This is a genomic window from Arthrobacter sp. SAFR-044 (assembly GCF_059414985.1).
This window is the reverse complement of sequence record NZ_JBPFDN010000003.1, coordinates 171,060-190,516: the sequence shown is the minus strand read 5'-3', so window position 1 is coordinate 190,516 and position 19,457 is coordinate 171,060. Positions and strand designations below refer to the sequence as shown.

Below are 19,457 nucleotides of genomic sequence, written 5' to 3'. Positions count from 1 at the left end.
CCGGAAGGGGCTGTGGCATGCAAGGAACGGTTAACGAGGACGAAGAAGCGCGCCAGTATGTGCTGTCCGCGTTGGCACGGGAGCGCGGCCTCGGCCTTGCAGCGGATCCGGACTTTGACCGGAGAATGGCGGAACACTTTCCTGCCCTCCGCAGCCTCTTCCACTCCCTCTACGGTGACCGGCCCGACTGGCTGGAGCAGCTCTCCGCGCTGGTGGTGCAGAGCGCAACGTCCTGGCAGGAACGCCCGGAGGAACTGAAGGTACTTGACGCCGAGCGGGAGGCAAACCCGGACTGGTTCCAGTCCAACAAGATGCTGGGCGGCGTCTGCTACGTGGACCGTTACGCGGAAAGCCTGGAAGGAGTCAGGGCCCGCATCCCGTACTTCAAGGAACTGGGCCTTACATACCTGCACCTCATGCCGCTGTTCCTGGCCCCCGAGCCCCATTCAGACGGCGGCTATGCGGTCTCCAGCTACCGCCAGGTCAACCCAAAACTGGGCACCATGGAGCAGTTGCGCTCCCTGGCAGCCGAGCTGAAGGACAACGGCATCAGCCTGGTGGTGGACTTCATCTTCAACCACACTTCGGACGAGCACGAATGGGCGCGGAAGGCAGCCGCCGGCGATCCGGAGTACAGCGACTACTACTGGATCTTCCCGGACCGGACGCTGCCGGACGCGTTCGAGGCGAACGTCCGCGAGATCTTCCCGGAGAACCACCCCGGATCCTTCATCCAAATGGAGGACGGCCGGTGGGTCTGGGCGACGTTCCACACCTACCAGTGGGACCTGAACTACTCCAATCCCGACGTTTTCCGGGCCATGGCCGGCGAGATGCTGTTCCTGGCCAACCAGGGCGTGGACATCCTGCGCATGGATGCGGTGGCGTTCATCTGGAAACAGCTGGGCACCCCCTGCGAGAACCTGCCGCAGGCGCATACCCTGCTCCGCGCCTTCAACGCCGTGTGCCGGCTGGCCGCGCCGTCGCTGCTGTTCAAGTCCGAGGCCATCGTGCACCCGGACGAGGTGGCGCTCTACATCGACCGCAAGGAATGCCAGCTGTCCTACAACCCCCTTCAGATGGCGCTCATCTGGGAATCCCTGGCCACGCGGGACATTTCGCTCCTGGCCCAGGCGCTGCACCGGCGGCATAACATACCGGACGGCACTGCGTGGGTGAACTACGTCCGCAGCCATGACGATATCGGCTGGACCTTCGCCGACGAGGACGCCGCCGAACTGGGCATCAACGGCTTCGACCACCGCCGCTTCCTGAACTCCTTCTACGTCAACCGTTTCCCCGGCAGCTTCGCCCGCGGCGTCCCGTTCCAGGACAACCCGAAGACCGGCGACTGCCGGATTTCAGGCACGACGGCGTCCCTGTGCGGCATGGAGGTTGACCCGGCTGAGGCGGTGGAACGGATCCTCCTGGCCCATTCGGTGCCCTTCAGCACCGGCGGCGTCCCGCTGCTGTACCTGGGCGACGAGGTGGGGCAGGTTAACGACTATGCCTACGCGCAGGAGCCTGGCCACGAGGAGGACAGCCGCTGGGTGCACCGGCCGCACTTTCCCGAGGAGCAGTATGCCCGCCGCCTGGACCCCGCCACACCGGAGGGCTCGGTGTACGCGGGCCTGAAGCGGATGATCGAGGTACGGGCCAACACCGCCGAATTTGCCGGGACCATGCTGGTCGATTTCGACACCAACAACCAATCGGTGCTCGGGTACCAGCGGCCGGGCGGCAGGGAGGGCGGGACCATCATCCTGGCCCTGGCCAACTTCAGCGACTCACCCCAGACCCTGCCCGCGGAGACCTTCGGCGGGTTCTCCCCTGCCGCCGTCGACCTTCTCTCCGAAGCAGCCCTGCAAATGGACGACGGCGTCACCCTCCTCCCCCGGCAATACCTCTGGCTGCGCGTCACGCCGCAGTAATCCGGAACCCGCAATTGGGACCTGGCACCCGGGCGTGAAACCATACGGACCATGGCCTCCAAGATTGCGTACCAGGGTGAGCCTGGCGCCAACTCAAATATCGCGTGTCAGCAGATGTTCCCGGACATGGAAAGCGTGCCGTGCGCCAGCTTTGAGGATGCCTTTGAGCTGGTGACCAGCGGCGAGGCGGAGCTGGCGATGATCCCCATCGAGAACTCGATCGCCGGCCGGGTTGCCGACATCCACGTCCTGCTGCCCCAGTCCAACCTGCAAATTGTGGGCGAGCACTTCCTGCCCATCCACTTCGACCTGCTGGGCATCCCGGGCAGCACCATTGAAGGCGCCACGGAGGTCCACAGCCACATCCACGCGCTGGGCCAGTGCCGGAAGCTGATCCGCGAACACGGCCTCAAGCCGGTCATCGCCGGTGACACCGCGGGGTCCGCCCGTGAGGTGGCGGAGTGGAACGATCCGCGCAAGCTCTCCCTCGCTCCCCCGCTGGCAGCCCAGATCTACGGCTTGGAGGTCCTGGCCTCCCGGGTTGAGGACGACCCCTCCAACACCACCCGTTTTGTGGTCCTGGCCCGCGAAAAGGCACTGCCGGCCCGGGACGAACTTCCCGGACCGGCAGTCACCAGCTTTGTGTTCCGCGTGCGCAACGTCCCCTCCGCGCTGTACAAGGCGCTGGGCGGCTTCGCCACCAACGGCGTGAACATGACCCGGCTGGAAAGCTACATGGTGGGCAACGAGTTTGCGGCCACCATGTTCATGGCCGACGTCGAAGGCCACCACGAGGACCTGCCGCTGAAGCTGGCCCTCGAGGAACTGGACTTCTTCACCACCGAGGTGCGGATCCTCGGCGTGTACGCCGCGGCCGGCTACCGGGCGGCGGCTGCCACGGCCTGACGCGGCTGCGCGGGTGCAGCCTGCTGGAGCGGCTTGAGCAGCGGCGCGAAGAACGCGCCCAGCTCCGCTGTTGCCGTCAGCGGCAGGACATTGGCCACGTACTGGTCCGGGCGGACCACCACCACAACGCCGTCGCGGGCCAGGCCGCGGAGGTCGAAAATGTCCGCCTTGGGATCCGTGGCGTAGACCTTCTCGTAGTCGGTCAGCTTGAACGGGCCCACCATCGGCTTGAAGACGGCGGGCACGGCATTGATGTCGACGGCGGTGTGCGGCTGCTGGTAGATGACCTTCAGGTCGAACCACGCGTCCGGGTCGGCGCCGGCCGGGGTGGCGGCCAGCGGGGACTCGGACGAATTCGCGAACCACTCGGCGAGCATGTCCGTTGCCGAGTTGGTGCCCGGCAGGGCGGGGTCGGCGAAGACGTAGATCCGCCAGCGGCCGTCGGCGGTGGCGTGGTGGCCCAGGTGGATCGGGTTGGTGTCCCCCACGCGGACCACGGGGGCCGACTTGAAGCGTTTGCCCACCGGGAATCCGGTGGCCAGGTCCTGGTGGTCGGTGCTGCCAACGATGAGCGACGGCGTGTATTGGGTCATGAAGCCGGCAGGGAATTCAGCGGTCTGAACGTAGAAGTCCTCAAGGTCGGAGGGGTGCTCGAACTCCTCCGGCTTCTTTGCCATCATGGTGGACCATTCCTTGTCGAAGTCGATCAGGTTCTTGGCCACTACCTGGCGCTCCTCGGAGTAGGTGGTCAGCAGGCTCTCCGGGCTGCGGCCCTCCAGGACATGGCCCAGCTTCCAGGCGATGTTGAAGCCGTCCTGCATGGAGACATTCATGCCCTGGCCGGCCTTGGCGCTGTGGGTATGGCAGGCATCGCCGGTGATGAAGACCCTCGGGGTGCGGGTGCCTCGGTCCGCCGGCAGGACGTCGTCGAACCTGTCTGTTAGCCGGTGGCCCACCTCGTAGACGCTGTGCCACGCGACGTTGCGCACGTCCAGCGTGTAGGGGTGCAGGATGGCGTTGGCCTTGGCGATGATTTCCTCGATGGTGGTGTCGCGGACTGAGTGGTGGCTGTTGGGGTCCACTTCGCCCAGGTCGACATACATCCGGAACAGGTGGCCGCCTTCGCGCGGGATCAGCAGGATGCTGCCCTCGGCACCCTGGATGGCGCACTTGGTCCGGATGTCCGGGAAGTCGGTGACGGCCAGCGTGTCCATGACGCCCCAGGCGTGGTTGGCCTGGTCGCCGGCAAGGGTGCAGCCGATGGCCTGGCGCACCTTGCTGCGCGCGCCGTCCGCGCCCACCACATACTTGGCGCGGACAATCCGTTCCTGGCCTTCGCTGGGTCCGGCGGTGTGGCGGAGGGTCACGGTGACGGGGTAGTCGCCCTCGCCGGTTACCGTGAGGCCCTCGAAGTCGTAGCCGTAATCAGGCTTCATTCGCGTGGGCGAGTTCGCGGCAAATTCCGCGAAGTAGTCCAGCACGCGGGCCTGGTTGACGATCAGGTGCGGGAACTCGCTGATGCCCATCTCGTCATCCACGGCCCGGGCAGTCCGGATGATGTTGGCGTGGTTGGCGGGATCCGGCTTCCAGAATGCCATTTCGGTGATGCGGTACGCCTCGGCGATGATCCGCTCCGCGAAACCGAAGGCCTGGAACGTCTCCACGCTGCGCGCCTGGATCCCGTCAGCCTGCCCGATGGCGAGCCTGCCGGGGCGGCGTTCGATGATGCGGGTGGTTACGTTGGGGAACATCGACAGCTGGGCCGCGGCGAGCATTCCGGCAGGACCGGTGCCCACGATGAGGACGTCCACTTCGTCGGGAAGTTCCTCGGGGCGGTTAAGGCCGACGCCGGCCGCCGGCTGGACACGCGGGTCACCGGATACGTATCCGTGGTGGTGGAACTGCACGGGCTTTCCTCACTTCGTTGTGGATGACTATCGGCGTTGGAAGCGTGTTCTATATAAGAACACGCGATTCGATAATCGAAACTGTAGGTCTGGCTTCCACTGTACGCCCCATGTGATCCGGGCGACAAGTGCCATCGGCCTGCTCGCCAAAAGCCCGGAAAATCAGGGGTTGACGGGCAGCGCCGGATGGGTAATAGTGATCGTATACGATTTCGTACCTGATGAGGAGATGGCTTTGGAGCAGGTCAACGGCGACACCCTGGCGGCAGCACGCAAGGTGATCGCAGTGCACATCAACTACCCCAGCCGGGCGGCACAGCGGGGCCGCACCCCGGCCCAGCCGTCCTACTTCCTCAAGCCTTCCAGCTCGCTGGCCTTGGGCGGAAGCCCCGTTGAGCGGCCCGCCGGCTGCGAACTGCTGGGCTACGAGGGCGAGATCGCCCTCGTGATCGGCAAGGCCGCCCGCCGCGTTTCGATCGAGGACGCCTGGAGCCACGTCGCGGCCGTCACCGCCAGCAACGATCTCGGCGTGTACGACCTCCGCTACGCGGACAAGGGCTCCAACCTCCGGTCCAAGGGCGGGGACGGGTTCACCCCGGTGGGTCCGGCACTGATCCCGGCAGACGCCGTCGACCCTGCCAAGCTGCGCATCCGCACCTGGCACAACGGCGAACTGGTGCAGGACGACACCACCGCGGACCTGCTCTTCCCGTTCGGCCGGCTTGTCGCGGACCTGTCCCAGCTGCTCACGCTCGAGGAAGGTGACATCATCCTCACCGGCACACCGGCCGGCGCCTCGGTCGCCAAGCCGGGCGACGTGCTGGAAGTGGAAGTGGAGACGATCGACGGCGGCCTCACCACGGGGCGGCTGGTCACCACTGTGGAGGAAGGCACGACGGCGTTCGCCGACTTTGGTGCCCGGCCCAAGGTCGATGACCTGCAGCGGGAGGAAGCCTACGGTTCCCGTGAAGCGGCGGGCCTTGCCGCCGTCGCGCCCGTCCTCACTCCGGACCTGAAAGCCAAGCTCGAGTCCGTTGCCACGGCCACGCTGTCTTCCCAGATGCGCAAGCGCGGCCTCAACAACGTCAGCATCGATGGACTGCAGGCCACCCGACCGGACCGCCGCGTGGTGGGCCTGGCCCGGACCCTGCGCTACGTGCCGAACCGCGAGGACCTTTTCAAGACCCACGGCGGCGGCTTCAACGCCCAGAAGAAGGCCATCGACTCCGTCAACGAAGGCGAAATCCTGGTCATGGAGGCCCGCGGCGAAAAGGGCACCGGCACCGTGGGCGACATCCTGGCCCTCCGCGCCCAGGTCCGCGGCGCAGCCGCCATCATCACCGACGGCGGCGTCCGCGACTACGCCGCCGTGGCGGACCTGGAGATGCCCACCTACTTCGCCAACCCGCATCCCGCGGTACTGGGCCGCCGCCATATCCCGTGGGACACGGACATCACCATCGCGTGCGGCGGCGCCACCGTGCAGCCCGGCGACATCATCGTGGCCGATTCCGACGGCATCCTGGTGATCCCCCCGGCCATCGCCGAAGAACTGGTGGAGGACTGCATCCAGCAGGAAAAGGAAGAAACCTTCATCTTCGAGATGGTCAAGCAGGGCAACAGCGTGGACGGCCTCTACCCCATGAACGCCGAATGGCAAGAACGGTACAAGGAATGGGCAAGCACCAATGAGTGAGGCCACCATGGTTGCCGGCAGCAAGTCCGAGCAGGCCTACCGGGCGGTCAAGGCCCGGATCGTGGAAGGCACCTACACCCCCGGCTACCGGCTGGTCCTGGGCTCCATCGCCAAGGACCTCGGCTTCAGCGTGGTGCCCGTCCGCGAAGCCATCCGCCGGCTCGAAGCCGAAGGCCTGGTGACGTTCGAACGCAACGTGGGCGCCACCGTCGCCGGCATCGACCCCACCGAGTACCTCTACACCATGCAGACCCTCAGCATCGTGGAAGGCGCAGCCACCGCGCTGTCCGCCCCGCTGATCGATCCCGCGGCCGTGGCCCGGGCCCGAGCCGTGAACGAGGAGATGCGCGCATGCCTGGACCACTTCGATCCGGTCCGCTTCACGCAGCTCAACCAGGACTTCCACAGCGTCCTGTTCGAGCACTGCCCCAACCCGCACATCCTGGACCTGGTGCACCGCGGCTGGAATCGGCTCGCGTCCCTCCGGTCCTCAACATTCCGCTTTGTCCCCGGCCGCGCCCGCGACTCAGTCGAGGAACACGAAAACCTGCTGAAGCTCATCGAAACGGGAGCCGACGCGGAACAGATCGAAAAAGCCGCCAGGCTCCACCGCTCCGCCACCCTGGACGCATACCTGGCCCAAACCAACCACTGAACCACTGACAGACACCCAGTTAGGACTTCAACGATGACGACCTCAACAGAAACCAGCACCCACTACGTACCGCAGGACCTGCCCACCCACATCCAGCACTACATCAACGGCCAGTTCGTTGACTCCGTGGGCGGCAAGACGTTCGACGTTTTGGACCCCGTCTCCAACCGGAATTACGCCACCGCCGCCGCGGGGCAGAAGGAAGACATCGACCTCGCCGTCGCCGCCGCCCGTGAAGCGTTCCTGAACGGTCCGTGGCCCCGGATGAAGCCCCGCGAACGCGCCCGCATCCTGAACAAAATTGCAGACGCCGTCGAGGCCCAGGAAGCCCGCCTCGCCGAACTGGAGACGTTCGACACGGGCTTGCCCATCACCCAGGCCAAGGGCCAGGCCCTGCGGGCAGCGGAGAACTTCCGTTTCTTCGCTGACCTGATCGTGGCCCAGTTCGACGACGCCATGAAGGTCCCCGGCTCGCAGATCAACTACGTGAACCGCAAGCCCATCGGCGTCGCGGGCCTGATCACCCCGTGGAACACGCCGTTCATGCTGGAGTCCTGGAAGCTGGCCCCGGCGCTGGCCACCGGCAACACCGTGGTGCTCAAGCCGGCGGAGTTCACTCCCCTGTCCGCCTCACTGTGGGCCACCATCTTCAAGGAAGCCGGGCTGCCCGATGGCGTCTTCAACCTGGTCAACGGCCTGGGCGAGGAAGCCGGCGACGCCCTGGTCAAGCACCCGGACGTTCCATTGATCTCCTTCACCGGCGAGACCACCACCGGGCAGACGATCTTCCGCAACGCCGCCGCCAACCTCAAGGGCCTGTCCATGGAGCTCGGCGGCAAGTCCCCCTGCGTCGTCTTCGCTGACGCCGATCTGGACGCCGCGATCGACTCGGCGCTGTTCGGGGTCTTCTCCCTCAACGGCGAGCGCTGCACCGCCGGTTCCCGCATCCTGGTTGAGCGGGCCATCTACGACGAGTTCTGCGAGAAGTACGCGGCCCGGGCCAAGAACATCGTGGTGGGCGATCCGCACGATCCCAAGACCCAGGTGGGCGCCCTGGTCCACCCGGAGCACTACGAGAAAGTGGCCTCCTACGTGGAGATCGGCAAGTCCGAAGGCCGGCTCCTGGCCGGCGGCGGCCGCCCCGACCACCTGCCCGAAGGCAACTACATCGCACCCACGGTGTTCGCCGACGTCGCCCCCGACGCCCGGATCTTCCAGGAGGAGATCTTCGGACCCGTCGTGGCCATCACCCCGTTCGAGAACGACGACGAGGCCCTCGCCCTGGCGAACAACACCAAGTACGGCCTGGCCGCCTACATCTGGACCCAGAACCTGACCCGCGCCCACAACTTCTCGCAGAACGTCGAGGCAGGCATGGTGTGGCTGAACAGCCACAACGTCCGCGACCTGCGCACCCCGTTCGGCGGCGTCAAGGCATCCGGCCTGGGCCACGAGGGCGGCTACCGCTCCATCGATTTCTACACCGACCAGCAGGCCGTGCACATCACGCTCGGTTCCGTCCACACCCCCAAGTTCGGCGCCTAGCCACCACCATCAGCCCAACTAGCTCGCATTAGTTGTCGTTCTGGGCCTCCATAACGGCATCTACTGCCAGCCAGTTGGGGAAACCCCTTTCAAAGAAGAGAGAATCCAATGACCAACTTCGTTCCCACCCCCACCGTCCCGGCTCCGGACATCGTCCGTTGCGCGTACATGGAAATCGTGGTCACGGACCTCGCCAAGTCCCGTGAGTTCTACGTGGACGTCCTGGGCCTGCACGTCACCGAAGAAGACGAGAACAACATCTACCTGCGGTCCCTGGAGGAGTTCATCCACCACAACCTGGTGCTGCGCAAGGGACCGGTTGCCGCCGTCGCCGCCTTCGCCTACCGCGTGAAGTCCCCCGCCGAGGTGGACGCCGCCGAGGCCTACTACCGCGAGCTCGGCTGCCGGGTGGAGCGCCGCAAGGAAGGCTTCACCAAAGGCGTCGGCGACTCCGTCCGCGTCGAGGACCCGCTGGGCTTCCCCTACGAGTTCTTCTACGACGTGGAGCACGTGGAGCGCCTCACCCAGCGCTACGACCTCTACTCCGCCGGCGAACTGGTCCGCCTGGACCACTTCAACCAGGTCACCCCGGACGTCCCCCGCGGCCGCGCCTACCTTGAGGACCTCGGCTTCCGCGTCTCCGAGGACATCAAGGATTCCGACGGCGTCACCTACGCCGCGTGGATGCACCGCAAGCAGACCGTGCACGACACCGCCCTCACCGGCGGCAACGGCCCGCGCATGCACCACGTCGCGTTCGCCACGCACGAGAAGCACAACATCATCCAGATCTGCGACAAGATGGGCGCCCTGCGCATCAGCGACCGGATCGAACGCGGTCCCGGCCGGCACGGTGTGTCCAACGCGTTCTACCTCTACATCCTTGACCCGGACGGCCACCGCATCGAGATCTACACCCAGGACTACTACACCGGAGACCCGGACAACCCCACCATCACCTGGGACGTCCACGACAACCAGCGCCGCGACTGGTGGGGCAACCCCGTGGTCCCGTCCTGGTACACCGAGGCTTCCCTGGTCCTGGACCTGGACGGCAAGCCGCAGCCAGTCATCGTCCGCGAGGAAAAGTCCGAGATGGCAGTGACCGTGGGCGCCGACGGCTTCTCCTACACCCGCAAGCCCGAAGGTGAAGCCGCCGAGGGCTTCAAGCTGGGAGTCCAGGTCTAACCATGCTTGAGCCGAAGACGATTGAGGCCATCGCGGACGAGCTGGTGGAAGCCGGCCGGACCCGCACCCCTGTCCCCCGCCTGACAGCCCGCTACCCGGAGATGACGGTGGAGGATTCCTACGCGGTGCAGCAGCTGTGGCGCCGCCGCAGCGAGGACGCCGGCCGGACCCTGGTGGGGCGCAAGATCGGCCTCACGTCCAAGGCCATGCAGGCCGCCACCGGCATCACCGAACCGGACTACGGCGCCATCTTCGACGACATGGTCCTGGAAACCGGCTGCTCTGTGGAGTGGGACCAGTACACGCATCCGCGGGTGGAGGTGGAGCTGGCGTTCGTATTGAAGGACGGGCTCAAGGGCCCCGGCGTGACCATCTTCGATGTCCTGAAGGCCACCGACTACGTGGTTCCGGCCCTCGAGATCCTGGATTCCAGGATCGAGATGGAGGGCCGGACCATCGTGGACACCATCTCCGACAACGCCGCGATGGGGGCCATGGTGATCGGCGGGAACCCCGTCAAGCCGGACGCCGTGGACCTCCGTTGGGTTTCCGCGATCCTCTACAAGAACCAGACCGTGGAGGAAACCGGCGTGGCCGCCGGGGTCCTGGACCACCCCGCCAACGGCGTCCACTGGCTGGCCAACAAGATCGCCGCCCACGGCGACGCCCTGAAGGCCGGAGACATCATCCTGGCCGGCTCCTTCACCCGGCCTCTGTGGGTCTACAAAGGCGACACCGTTCACGCCGATTACGGCCCCCTGGGGAGTGTCACATGCCGTTTCGAATAGAGGACACCTTCCGGTCCGCCTTGGCCGAGCAGAAACAAAAGGGTCAGGCAGGCCGGCCGCTGGCAGGAATGTGGGTCTGCTCCGGCAGCCCCCTGATCGCAGAACTCTGCGCCGGGTCCGGCCTGGACTGGCTCCTGGTGGACGCCGAGCACAGCCCCAACGGGCTCGAATCCATCCTGGCCCAGCTCCAGGCCGTCCACGGCTACCCGGTCCACACCCTGGTCCGGCCGCCGGTGAACGACACCGTGCTGATAAAGCAGTACCTGGACCTGGGCGTGCAGAACCTGCTGATCCCCATGGTCAACTCGGTGTCCGAGGCTGAAGCCGCGGTGGCCGCGACCCGCTACCCGCCGCAGGGTGTCCGCGGAGTGGGTTCCGCCCTGGCCCGCGCAGCCCGCTGGAACCGGGTGCCGGACTACCTGGCCCGCGCCAACGAGACCATCAGCGTCACCGTCCAGATCGAATCCAGCGCGGCAGTGGAAGCCGTCGAGGACATCCTCAAGGTGGACGGGGTGGACGCGGTCTTCGTCGGCCCGTCCGACCTTGCCGCTTCCATGGGCCTGCTGGGACAGCAGGAACACCCCGAGGTGCGCGCCGCCGTCGAACACTGCCTCTCCGCCGCCAAAGCGGCCGGGAAACCCGCAGGCGTCAACGCCTTCAACCCCGACACCGCACAGCACTACCTCGCGAACGGCGCCGACTTCATCCTGGTGGGCGCCGACGTCGCCATCCTCGCCCGCGGCTCCGAAGCCCTCGCCGCCAAATACATCAAGCCCGCCGACGGCGAAACCCCCGCCAGCTACTAACCGCCCAACTGGCTCGCAGTTGTTGCCGTTTTGACACCCGAAAACGACAACAACTGCCAGTCAGGTGCGCCTTCGAACCTTTATCCCTCAAGGAGTTCCCGCATGACCACTTCGACCGTACTCTTCCCTGCCCTTTCGGCGGAGCGCGAGGCCGCGCTGCTCACGTCGGTGCCGACCGGTCTGCTGATCAACGGCGAATGGAGAGACTCGTCCGACGGCGGCACGTTCGATGTGCATGATCCCGCCACCGGGGAGGTGCTCGCCACTCTCGCCTCCGCGACGAGCGAGGACGCGGTATCGGCCTTGGATGCGGCTGACGCGGCGCAGGCGTCCTGGGCGCGGACCGCACCGCGGGTGCGGTCCGAGATCCTGCGGCGGGCCTTTGACCTGGTCACGGAGAGGGCGGAAGATTTCGCCCTCCTGATGACCCTGGAAATGGGCAAACCTCTGGCCGAAGCCCGCGGCGAAGTCACCTACGGCGCCGAATTCCTGCGCTGGTTCGCCGAGGAAACCGTCCGCGACTATGGCCGCTACCTCACCACCCCCGAGGGCAAGAACAAGATCCTGGTCCAGCACAAGCCCGTCGGCCCCTGCCTTCTCATCACGCCGTGGAATTTCCCGCTCGCGATGGCCACCCGCAAGGTAGCCCCGGCAGTCGCCGCCGGGTGCACCATGGTCCTCAAACCCGCCAAACTCACCCCGCTCACGGCGCAGTACTTCGCGCAGACCATGCTCGACGCCGGCCTCCCCGCCGGAGTGCTCAACGTCGTCGCCTCCTCCTCCGCCTCGGGGATTTCCGGGCCGCTCCTCAAGGACACCCGGCTGAGGAAAGTCTCCTTCACCGGCTCCACCCCGGTCGGCAAACGCCTCATGGCCGAGGCCGCGCAGAACGTGCTCCGGACCTCCATGGAGCTCGGCGGGAACGCCCCATTCATCGTGTTCGAGGACGCCGACCTGGACGCCGCCGTCGAGGGTGCAATGGCCGCGAAGATGCGGAACATGGGCGAAGCCTGCACGGCCGCCAACCGCTTCCTGGTCCACGAGTCGGTGGCGCAGGAATTCACCGCAAAGTTCGCCTCCGCGATGGGCGCGCTCAGTACCGGCCGCGGCACGGAAGCTTCCACCAACGTGGGACCGCTCATCGACGGCGGTGCCCGCGACGACGTCCACGCCCTGGTATCAGCGGCAGTCGACGCCGGAGCCGTGGCTGTGACCGGCGGTGCCCCCGTGGACGGGCCCGGGTACTTCTACCAGCCCACCGTCCTGGCCAACGTCCCCAACGACGCCGCCATTCTGGGCCAGGAAATCTTCGGCGCCGTCGCCCCCGTCACCACGTTCACCACCGAAGCCGAAGCCATCAAACTCGCCAACGCATCCGAGTACGGCCTCGCGTCCTACCTCTATTCCCGCGACTTCAACCGGCTCCTGCGCGTCGCCGAGCAGATCGAGTTCGGGATGGTCGGGTTCAATGCCGGCGTCATCTCCAACGCCGCGGCACCCTTCGGCGGCGTCAAACAATCAGGGCTGGGACGTGAAGGCGGCTCCGAAGGCATCAACGAATACACCACCACCCAATACATCGGCATCGCCGACCCCTACGCAGGTCCCTAACGCCGGCACACTGGCCCATCTTTGAACTGCGGGACCCCTGAAACCCGGGGTCCCGCCGTCGTTAACCACCCAAAAGTGGGCCAGCGTGACACTCGCCCGCCGGCGTTCGCTCCTGCACAAAGGTCCTGCGCACAAAGACAAGATCCTGGAGCGGATGCAAGGCACACTGGGGAGTAACCCGCTACGCCGACCGGCTGGCGTCCTTGCCTACTCGAAGTGGAGTATCCCTTGGAAACCTATGATGCGCTTCTCGCGTCCATCACCCCCGCCGCCGGCACCGGCCGGACCATCCTTGACCCGGCCACCGGTGAAGCCGTGGGCGAAGCCCCCATCCACGACCTGGACTACTTGGAAAAGGCCGTGGCCGCAGCCGTCGCCGCCCAGCCCGCCTGGGCTGCCCTGGGCCACGACGCCCGGTCCGCCGCGCTCCTGAAAGCAGCCGACGCCGTCGAACGCTCCGCGGAGGAACTTGCCCAGCTGCTTTCCCGGGAGCAGGGCAAACCGCTGAACGGCCCCAACGCCCGGTTCGAAGTGGGCGCCTGCGTGGCCTGGCTCCGCGCCACGGCGTCCCTGCCATTGGAACCGGAAACCATCGTGGACGACGGCGAGACCCGCGCCGAGCTGCACTACCGGCCCATCGGCGTCGTCGGCGCGATCGGTCCCTGGAACTGGCCCATGATGATCGCCGTGTGGCAGCTCGCCCCGGCCCTGCGCATGGGCAACGCCGTGGTGGTCAAGCCCTCCGGCAACACCCCGCTGTCCGTTCTGGCACTGGTCAGGGTCCTCAACGAAGAGCTGCCCGAGGGCATCCTGTCGGTGGTTTCCTGCGGCCGCGAAGTGGGCGCGCGGCTCACGGACCACCCCGCGATCGGCAAGATCATGTTCACAGGCTCCACCGCGGGCGGCCGCGCCATCATCAAGTCCTCCGCCGACACCGTCAAACGGCTCACCCTGGAACTGGGCGGTAACGACGCCGGCATCGTCCTGCCGGACGCCGACCCCAAGGCCATTGCCCAGGACGTCTTCTGGGGTGCGTTCCTGAACACCGGCCAGACCTGCGCAGCACTCAAGCGCCTCTACGTCCACGACAGCATTTACGACGCCGTCTGCGAGGAACTCACCGCCGTGGCCAAGGCCATGCCCATGGGCAACGGCCTGGACGAGAACAACGTGCTGGGCCCGTTGCAGAACAAGGCCCAGTACGACGTCGTCGCGAACCTCGTGGAGGCAGCGAAGGCTTCCGGAGCACGCGTCCTGCTGGGTGGCAACCCTGATGCCGACCAGCCCGGCTACTTCTACCCCACCACGCTGGTAGCCGACATCGACAACGACAACCCCCTCGTCGCCGAGGAACAGTTCGGCCCCGCCCTGCCGATCATCCGCTACAGCAGCATCGACGAAGCAGTGGAAAAGGCCAACGGGCTCGACGTCGGCCTCGGCGCCTCCGTCTGGTCCCCCGACCTGAAGGCAGCCCGCGAGGTCGCAGCACGCATCCAGGCCGGCACGGTGTGGATCAACCGGCACGGCGCCGTGGACCCGCGCATCCCGTTCGGCGGCGCCAAGCAGTCCGGCTACGGCGTGGAGTTCGGCGTCGAAGGACTCAAAGCCCTGGGCGTCCCGCAGGTCATCAACGGCTGACGCCGTCGTGGAAACGGGAGCCCCGCATGCCACCAGGTGTGCGGGGCTCCCGGCTTTTGGTGCCGGCTAGCCCATGGCCGGGGCGGTGGACGTGCGTCCTGCGAACTGCCGGCGTGCCCAGCGGGCGAGTTTCTTGCCCTTGCCCTTCCACCAGTTGTCCTCGTCCTTGTTGTAGTGGAAGCGGAAGACGATGGCGACCAGCACGAACATGCCCATCACCACATCCATCCAGGACGACACCACCAGGGCAATGAAGACGGTGAGTGCGTTGGCCATGATCGCAGGGATGGCGAGGGTCCGGAACACGGTGCTGGCCACGAAGCGCCGGTGCGACCTCGGCACGGACAATTCGCGGACCATGTCGAAGCAGACGCAGACCACCACGATGGTTTGCCCGATGGCCAGCAGGACCTGCCCCGGCATGGAGCCGCTGAAGGCAGCCACGGCTTCCATTCCCGGACTCACGGCCGGGCCTTGCTGTTGAGACTTTTGCTGAGAACTTTAAACACGGAAAACCCCCAGAACTTGCGGAACCATCGCCGCTGATCCGGCGATGGTTCCATTCAAGTTTCAGGGGCCGTTTCCGTCACGAGTAGTGGGTACTCTATTTTCGCGGAACGCCGGCAGGCGGTACCTGCTGGCCTGGGTTCTACTGGCTTGGGTTCTACTGTCCGATTGCCCGCGGCCGCCACACCACCATGGCCTGGGACCTGGGCCGGGGCCGCTGTCCGCGGGCGAGGCTCACCACGTCACCGGCCGCGCCGGCGGCAAAGATCCGGGCGTCCACTGCCCGCGGACGGCGGCCCAGTTCCTCGGTGAGTTCCGTGATCCGGTTTTGGAGCGCGGCCACCTGGTTTTCGAGTTCCAGGATGCGCTTGATCCCTTCCAGCGACACACCCTCGTGGGACAGCCGCTGCACTTCCCGCAGCATGTTCACGTCACGCTGAGAGTAGCGCCGGGACTTGCCCGGGGCACGGCTGGGCTTGACGATGCCAAGCCTGTCGTACTGCCGCAGGGTCTGCGGGTGCATGTCCGCCAGCTCGGCCGCCACGGAGATCACGAAGATCGGCTGGTCAGCACTGATGTCCACGGCTCACCTCCGCTCCTAGAGCCGGGCCTTGGCTGCCAGGCCCTCGCGGACGTCCGCCGACGACGTGGCCTCGGCGAACGCCTTGACCGCAGCTTCGGCATCCTTGTTGAGATTCTTGGGAACAGCGACGTCGATGGTCACCAGCAGGTCGCCGGTGCCCTTGGACGTCTTCACGCCTTTGCCCTTGACCCGCAGGGTACGGCCCGACGGCGTGCCCGCCGGAACGCGGACCTTCACCTTGTCGCCGTCGATGGTGGGAACTTCGATGTCCGCTCCCAAAGCAGCCTCCGGGAAGGTGACGGGGACGTGGATGCGTAGGTTGTCGCCGTCGCGCGTGTAGAAGGCGTGGGGCTGGACAGAGACGGACACCACCAGGTCGCCGCTACCGGCGGCACCGGGCTGGCCCTTGCCGCGGACGCGCACTTTCTGGCCGTCTTTGATGCCGGCAGGAACGCGGACGTCGATGACCTCGCCGCTGGGTTCGCGAAGTCCGATGGTGGTCCCGCGGATGGACCCGGCGAAGGAAATGCTGGTGGACGCGGTACGGTCGGCGCCCTTTTGCGGGGTGCGCTGGAAGCCTGGTGCACCGCCGAAGCCGCCGAAGAGGTCTGCGAACTCAGGCGGGATGCCGCCACCGGCGGGGTTGAATCCGCCCGCGTGGCGTCCGGTGTTGCCGGTGAACAGGCCGCCGAACATGTCCTCGAACCCGCCGTTGCCACCGGCGGCACCGCCGGGAGCGAAGCGCGCACCGCTGCCCATGGCCCGGATGGCGTCATACTGCTGGCGCTCGTCGGGATCCGAGAGCACCGAGTAGGCCTCGGAGATGTCCTTGAACTTCTTTTCGGAAGCAGCGTTCCCTGCGTTGGTATCAGGGTGGTGCTGCCGCGCAAGCTTCCGGTAGGCCTTCTTGATATCGGCTTCGGAAGCGTCCTTGGCAACACCAAGGATCTTGTAAAAGTCCTTGTCCACCCAATCCTGGCTAGCCAATGGCGTTTCCTTTCAAAAAGTTCTTGCCGAGATGGCAGTTCGCGTCAATGTTCTCTTAGAACACTGCCGCGAACTGCCATTTCGCGCTTGAGTGATACTACGCCGGGACCGCGACGATGACCTGGGCTGCGCGGAGGACGCGGTCGCCTGATTTGTAGCCGGAGCGGAGGACCTGGCTGACGGTGTCAACCTCGATGTCCTCGCCGGGCTGCTGGATCAGGGCCTCGTGGATCGTGGGATCGAACTCCACGCCGGTCTCGTTGATGCGGACCAGGCCGTAGGTCTTCAGCGCGTTCTCCAGCTTGGTGGCGATCGCGGCGAAGGGACCGTCGGTCAGGTCACCGTGCTGCCGGGCGGCGTCGACGTCGTCCAGGACCGGAAGCAGGGAGTTCAGGACGCCGATGACGGCCATTTCCCCTGCCACGGCGCGGTCGCGTTCAACCCGCTTGCGGTAGTTGACGTACTCAGCCTGGAGGCGGAGCAGGTCGTTGCGCAGTTCGGCTGCCTCGGCGTTGCCGGCTGATCCTGCCGGAGTCCCCTGGGCCACGGATTCCTCGGCCGGCACGTCCACGCCGTTGAGAATCTCTTCGGCCTGGGCCAGCGCGTCGCCGTCGGAATCCGCAGCTCCGGCCTGGGAACCGGCTCCCGGGGCAGACTGACTGCCCTCGGGGTGCCGGGCCTGCCCGGTCACCGGGTCAACCTTGCGGTGGTCCCGGATGACCGGCTCCTGGCCGTTGCCGTGCGCGTTCTGCTGGCCGGCGGATGCGTTGTGCTCTTCCTCGTTACCGTGGTGCGGCATGGGTTACTTCTTCGCTTCGTCTTCGTCGATGATCTCGGCGTCGACGATGTCCTCGTCCGAGGACCCTGCCGAAGCTCCGGAGGCACCCTCAGCGCCGGGAGCGGCTGCGCCGTCCGGCGAACCGGGCTGGGAGTAGATGGCCTCGCCCAGCTTCGTCTGGGAAGCCTGAAGCTTCTCGAACGCGGACTTCACAGCGGCATCGTCGGTGCCTTCGAGGGCCTTCTTGAGGGCGTCGACGTCGGCCTGGACCTCGGTCTTGACCTCTTCGGGCAGCTTGTCCGCGTTGTCGGCGATCAGCTTGTCCACGGAGTAGGCCAGCTGTTCGGCGGTGTTGCGGGTGTCGGTGGCCTCGCGGCGGGCCTTGTCCTCGGCTGCGTGCTCCTCGGCGTCACGGACCATGCGGTCAATGTCTTCCTTGGAGAGGCTGGAGCCACCGGTGATGGTCATGGACTGTTCCTTGCCGGTGCCCTTGTCCTTCGCGGAGACGTGGACAATGCCGTTGGCGTCGATGTCGAAGGTGACCTCAACCTGGGGAACGCCGCGCGGTGCCGGGGCGATGCCGGTCAGCTCGAACGTGCCCAGCGGCTTGTTGTCCCGGGTGAACTCGCGCTCGCCCTGGAAGACCTGGATGGCCACGGACGGCTGGTTGTCATCCGCCGTGGTGAAGGTCTCGGACCGCTTGGTGGGGATGGCGGTGTTGCGCTCGATCAGGTGCGTCATCACGCCGCCCTTGGTCTCGATGCCGAGGGACAGCGGGGTCACGTCGATGAGGAGGACGTCCTTGCGCTCGCCCTTCAGCACACCGGCCTGCAGGGCTGCACCCACGGCCACGACCTCGTCCGGGTTGACGCCCTTGTTGGGCTCCTTGCCGCCGGCCAGTTCCTTCACCAGCTCGGAGACGGCGGGCATACGGGTTGAACCGCCGACCAGCACAATGTGGTTGATGTCGGAGAGCTTGATGCCGGCTTCCTTGATGACGTCGTGGAAGGGCTTCTTGGTGCGCTCCAGCAGGTCCTTGGTGAGGTCCTGGAACTTGGCACGGGTCAGCTGCTCGTCCAGGTGGACCGGGCCGTCGGGGGTGACGGAGAGGTACTGGAGGGAGACGTTGGTGCTGGAGGAGGAGGAGAGTTCCTTCTTGGCCTGCTCAGCTGCTTCGCGGAGGCGCTGCAGGGCGATCTTGTCCTTGGAGAGGTCGATGCCCTTCACCTTGAGCTGGTTCAGCAGGTAGTCAACAACCCGCTGGTCCCAGTCGTCGCCGCCGAGGCGGTTGTCACCGGCCGTGGCGCGGACCTGGATGGTGGAGAAGTTGTCTTCGTCCTTGCCCACTTCCAGCAGGGAGACGTCAAAGGTACCGCCACCGAGGTCGAAGACCAGGATGAGTTCGTCTTCCTTGCCCTTGTCCAGACCGTAGGCGAGTGCTGCGGCGGTGGGCTCGTTGACGATGCGCAGGACGTTCAGGCCTGCAATTTCGCCGGCTTCCTTGGTGGCCTGGCGCTCGGCGTCGTTGAAGTAGGCCGGGACGGTGATGACCGCGTCGGTGACCTTTTCACCCAGGTAGGACTCGGCGTCGTTCTTCAGCTTCATGAGGATACGCGCGGAGATTTCCTGCGGGGTGTACTTCTTGGAATCGATGTCCACCTTCCAGTCGGTGCCCATGTGGCGCTTGACCGAAGCGATGGTGCGCTCGATGTTGTTGACGGCCTGGCGCTTGGCGATTTCACCAACCAGGACCTCGCCGGACTTGGAGAATGCAACGACGGACGGCGTGGTGCGGCCACCCTCGGCGTTGGCAATAACGGTGGGCTCGCCACCTTCGAGAACGGAGACGACGGAGTTGGTGGTTCCGAGGTCGATACCTACTGCACGTGACATGTGTTGCTTCCTTCTTTCCTTGGAAACTGGCTGGCGCC

Annotated in this window: 16 protein-coding genes; 10 read left to right on the top strand and 6 right to left on the bottom strand. The window is 66.1% G+C overall.

Annotated features, from left to right (window positions below; all coding sequences use genetic code 11):
• The first annotated feature begins 17 nt into the window (after nucleotides 1–17).
• Both ACR65J_RS05930 and ACR65J_RS05925 read left to right on the top strand, forming a co-directional pair.
• Complete coding sequence (locus ACR65J_RS05930) at nucleotides 18–1,931, top strand: alpha-amylase family protein (RefSeq protein WP_440166950.1); 1,914 nt, start codon at nucleotides 18–20, stop codon at nucleotides 1,929–1,931.
• Nucleotides 1,932–1,982: 51 nt separating this feature from the next.
• A complete protein-coding gene (locus tag ACR65J_RS05925; RefSeq protein ID WP_440166948.1) occupies nucleotides 1,983–2,837 on the top strand; it encodes a prephenate dehydratase in 855 nt (284 codons plus the stop codon).
• Here ACR65J_RS05925 and ACR65J_RS05920 read toward each other — a convergent pair.
• Nucleotides 2,810–4,744, bottom strand: coding sequence for an FAD-binding monooxygenase (locus tag ACR65J_RS05920; protein ID WP_440166946.1), 1,935 nt, complete (start codon nucleotides 4,742–4,744; stop codon nucleotides 2,810–2,812). The two genes, ACR65J_RS05925 and ACR65J_RS05920, sit on opposite strands and share 28 nt — an antisense overlap.
• A gap of 229 nt (nucleotides 4,745–4,973) precedes the next feature.
• Here ACR65J_RS05920 and ACR65J_RS05915 point away from each other — a divergent pair, with 229 nt between their 5' ends.
• The 8 genes from ACR65J_RS05915 to ACR65J_RS05880 all read left to right on the top strand — a co-directional run bounded on the left by ACR65J_RS05915 (nucleotide 4,974) and on the right by ACR65J_RS05880 (nucleotide 14,671).
• A complete protein-coding gene (locus tag ACR65J_RS05915; protein WP_440167416.1) occupies nucleotides 4,974–6,440 on the top strand; it encodes a fumarylacetoacetate hydrolase family protein in 1,467 nt (488 codons plus the stop codon).
• Nucleotides 6,433–7,095 (top strand): GntR family transcriptional regulator, encoded by a 663-nt coding sequence (locus ACR65J_RS05910; RefSeq protein WP_440166944.1) that lies wholly within the window; start codon nucleotides 6,433–6,435, stop codon nucleotides 7,093–7,095. The genes ACR65J_RS05915 and ACR65J_RS05910 overlap by 8 nt, the downstream gene beginning before the upstream one ends.
• A gap of 33 nt (nucleotides 7,096–7,128) precedes the next feature.
• On the top strand, nucleotides 7,129–8,640 hold the full coding sequence (gene hpaE, locus ACR65J_RS05905) for a 5-carboxymethyl-2-hydroxymuconate semialdehyde dehydrogenase (protein WP_440166942.1): 1,512 nt from the start codon (nucleotides 7,129–7,131) through the stop codon (nucleotides 8,638–8,640).
• Between the two features lie 108 nt (nucleotides 8,641–8,748).
• On the top strand, nucleotides 8,749–9,828 hold the full coding sequence (hpaD, locus tag ACR65J_RS05900) for a 3,4-dihydroxyphenylacetate 2,3-dioxygenase (protein ID WP_440166940.1): 1,080 nt from the start codon (nucleotides 8,749–8,751) through the stop codon (nucleotides 9,826–9,828).
• Nucleotides 9,829–9,830: 2 nt separating this feature from the next.
• Nucleotides 9,831–10,616: a 2-oxo-hept-4-ene-1,7-dioate hydratase gene (gene hpaH, locus ACR65J_RS05895; protein WP_440166939.1), complete on the top strand. Its 786-nt coding sequence runs from the start codon at nucleotides 9,831–9,833 to the stop codon at nucleotides 10,614–10,616.
• On the top strand, nucleotides 10,601–11,422 hold the full coding sequence (locus tag ACR65J_RS05890; RefSeq protein WP_440166937.1) for an HpcH/HpaI aldolase family protein: 822 nt from the start codon (nucleotides 10,601–10,603) through the stop codon (nucleotides 11,420–11,422). Before hpaH ends, ACR65J_RS05890 begins: the two co-directional genes overlap by 16 nt.
• A 102-nt stretch (nucleotides 11,423–11,524) precedes the next feature.
• Complete coding sequence (locus tag ACR65J_RS05885; protein ID WP_440166935.1) at nucleotides 11,525–13,033, top strand: NAD-dependent succinate-semialdehyde dehydrogenase; 1,509 nt, start codon at nucleotides 11,525–11,527, stop codon at nucleotides 13,031–13,033.
• A gap of 228 nt (nucleotides 13,034–13,261) precedes the next feature.
• Nucleotides 13,262–14,671: an aldehyde dehydrogenase family protein gene (locus ACR65J_RS05880; protein ID WP_440166933.1), complete on the top strand. Its 1,410-nt coding sequence runs from the start codon at nucleotides 13,262–13,264 to the stop codon at nucleotides 14,669–14,671.
• Between the two features lie 66 nt (nucleotides 14,672–14,737).
• Here the strand turns inward: ACR65J_RS05880 and ACR65J_RS05875 are convergent, their stop codons facing one another.
• The 5 genes from ACR65J_RS05875 to dnaK all read right to left on the bottom strand — a co-directional run bounded on the left by ACR65J_RS05875 (nucleotide 14,738) and on the right by dnaK (nucleotide 19,419).
• A complete protein-coding gene (locus ACR65J_RS05875) occupies nucleotides 14,738–15,124 on the bottom strand; it encodes a hypothetical protein (protein WP_440167414.1) in 387 nt (128 codons plus the stop codon).
• A gap of 211 nt (nucleotides 15,125–15,335) precedes the next feature.
• Entirely contained in the window at nucleotides 15,336–15,761 is a 426-nt protein-coding gene (locus ACR65J_RS05870; RefSeq protein WP_440166931.1) for a heat shock protein transcriptional repressor HspR, read from the bottom strand.
• Nucleotides 15,762–15,776: 15 nt separating this feature from the next.
• Nucleotides 15,777–16,748: a DnaJ C-terminal domain-containing protein gene (locus tag ACR65J_RS05865; protein WP_440166929.1), complete on the bottom strand. Its 972-nt coding sequence runs from the start codon at nucleotides 16,746–16,748 to the stop codon at nucleotides 15,777–15,779.
• 97 nt (nucleotides 16,749–16,845) lie between these two features.
• A complete protein-coding gene (locus ACR65J_RS05860) occupies nucleotides 16,846–17,547 on the bottom strand; it encodes a nucleotide exchange factor GrpE (protein WP_440166927.1) in 702 nt (233 codons plus the stop codon).
• A 3-nt stretch (nucleotides 17,548–17,550) separates the two neighbouring features.
• Nucleotides 17,551–19,419, bottom strand: a complete 1,869-nt coding sequence (dnaK, locus tag ACR65J_RS05855; RefSeq protein WP_440166926.1) for a molecular chaperone DnaK — start codon at nucleotides 19,417–19,419, stop codon at nucleotides 17,551–17,553.
• Between the last annotated feature and the right edge of the window lie 38 nt (nucleotides 19,420–19,457).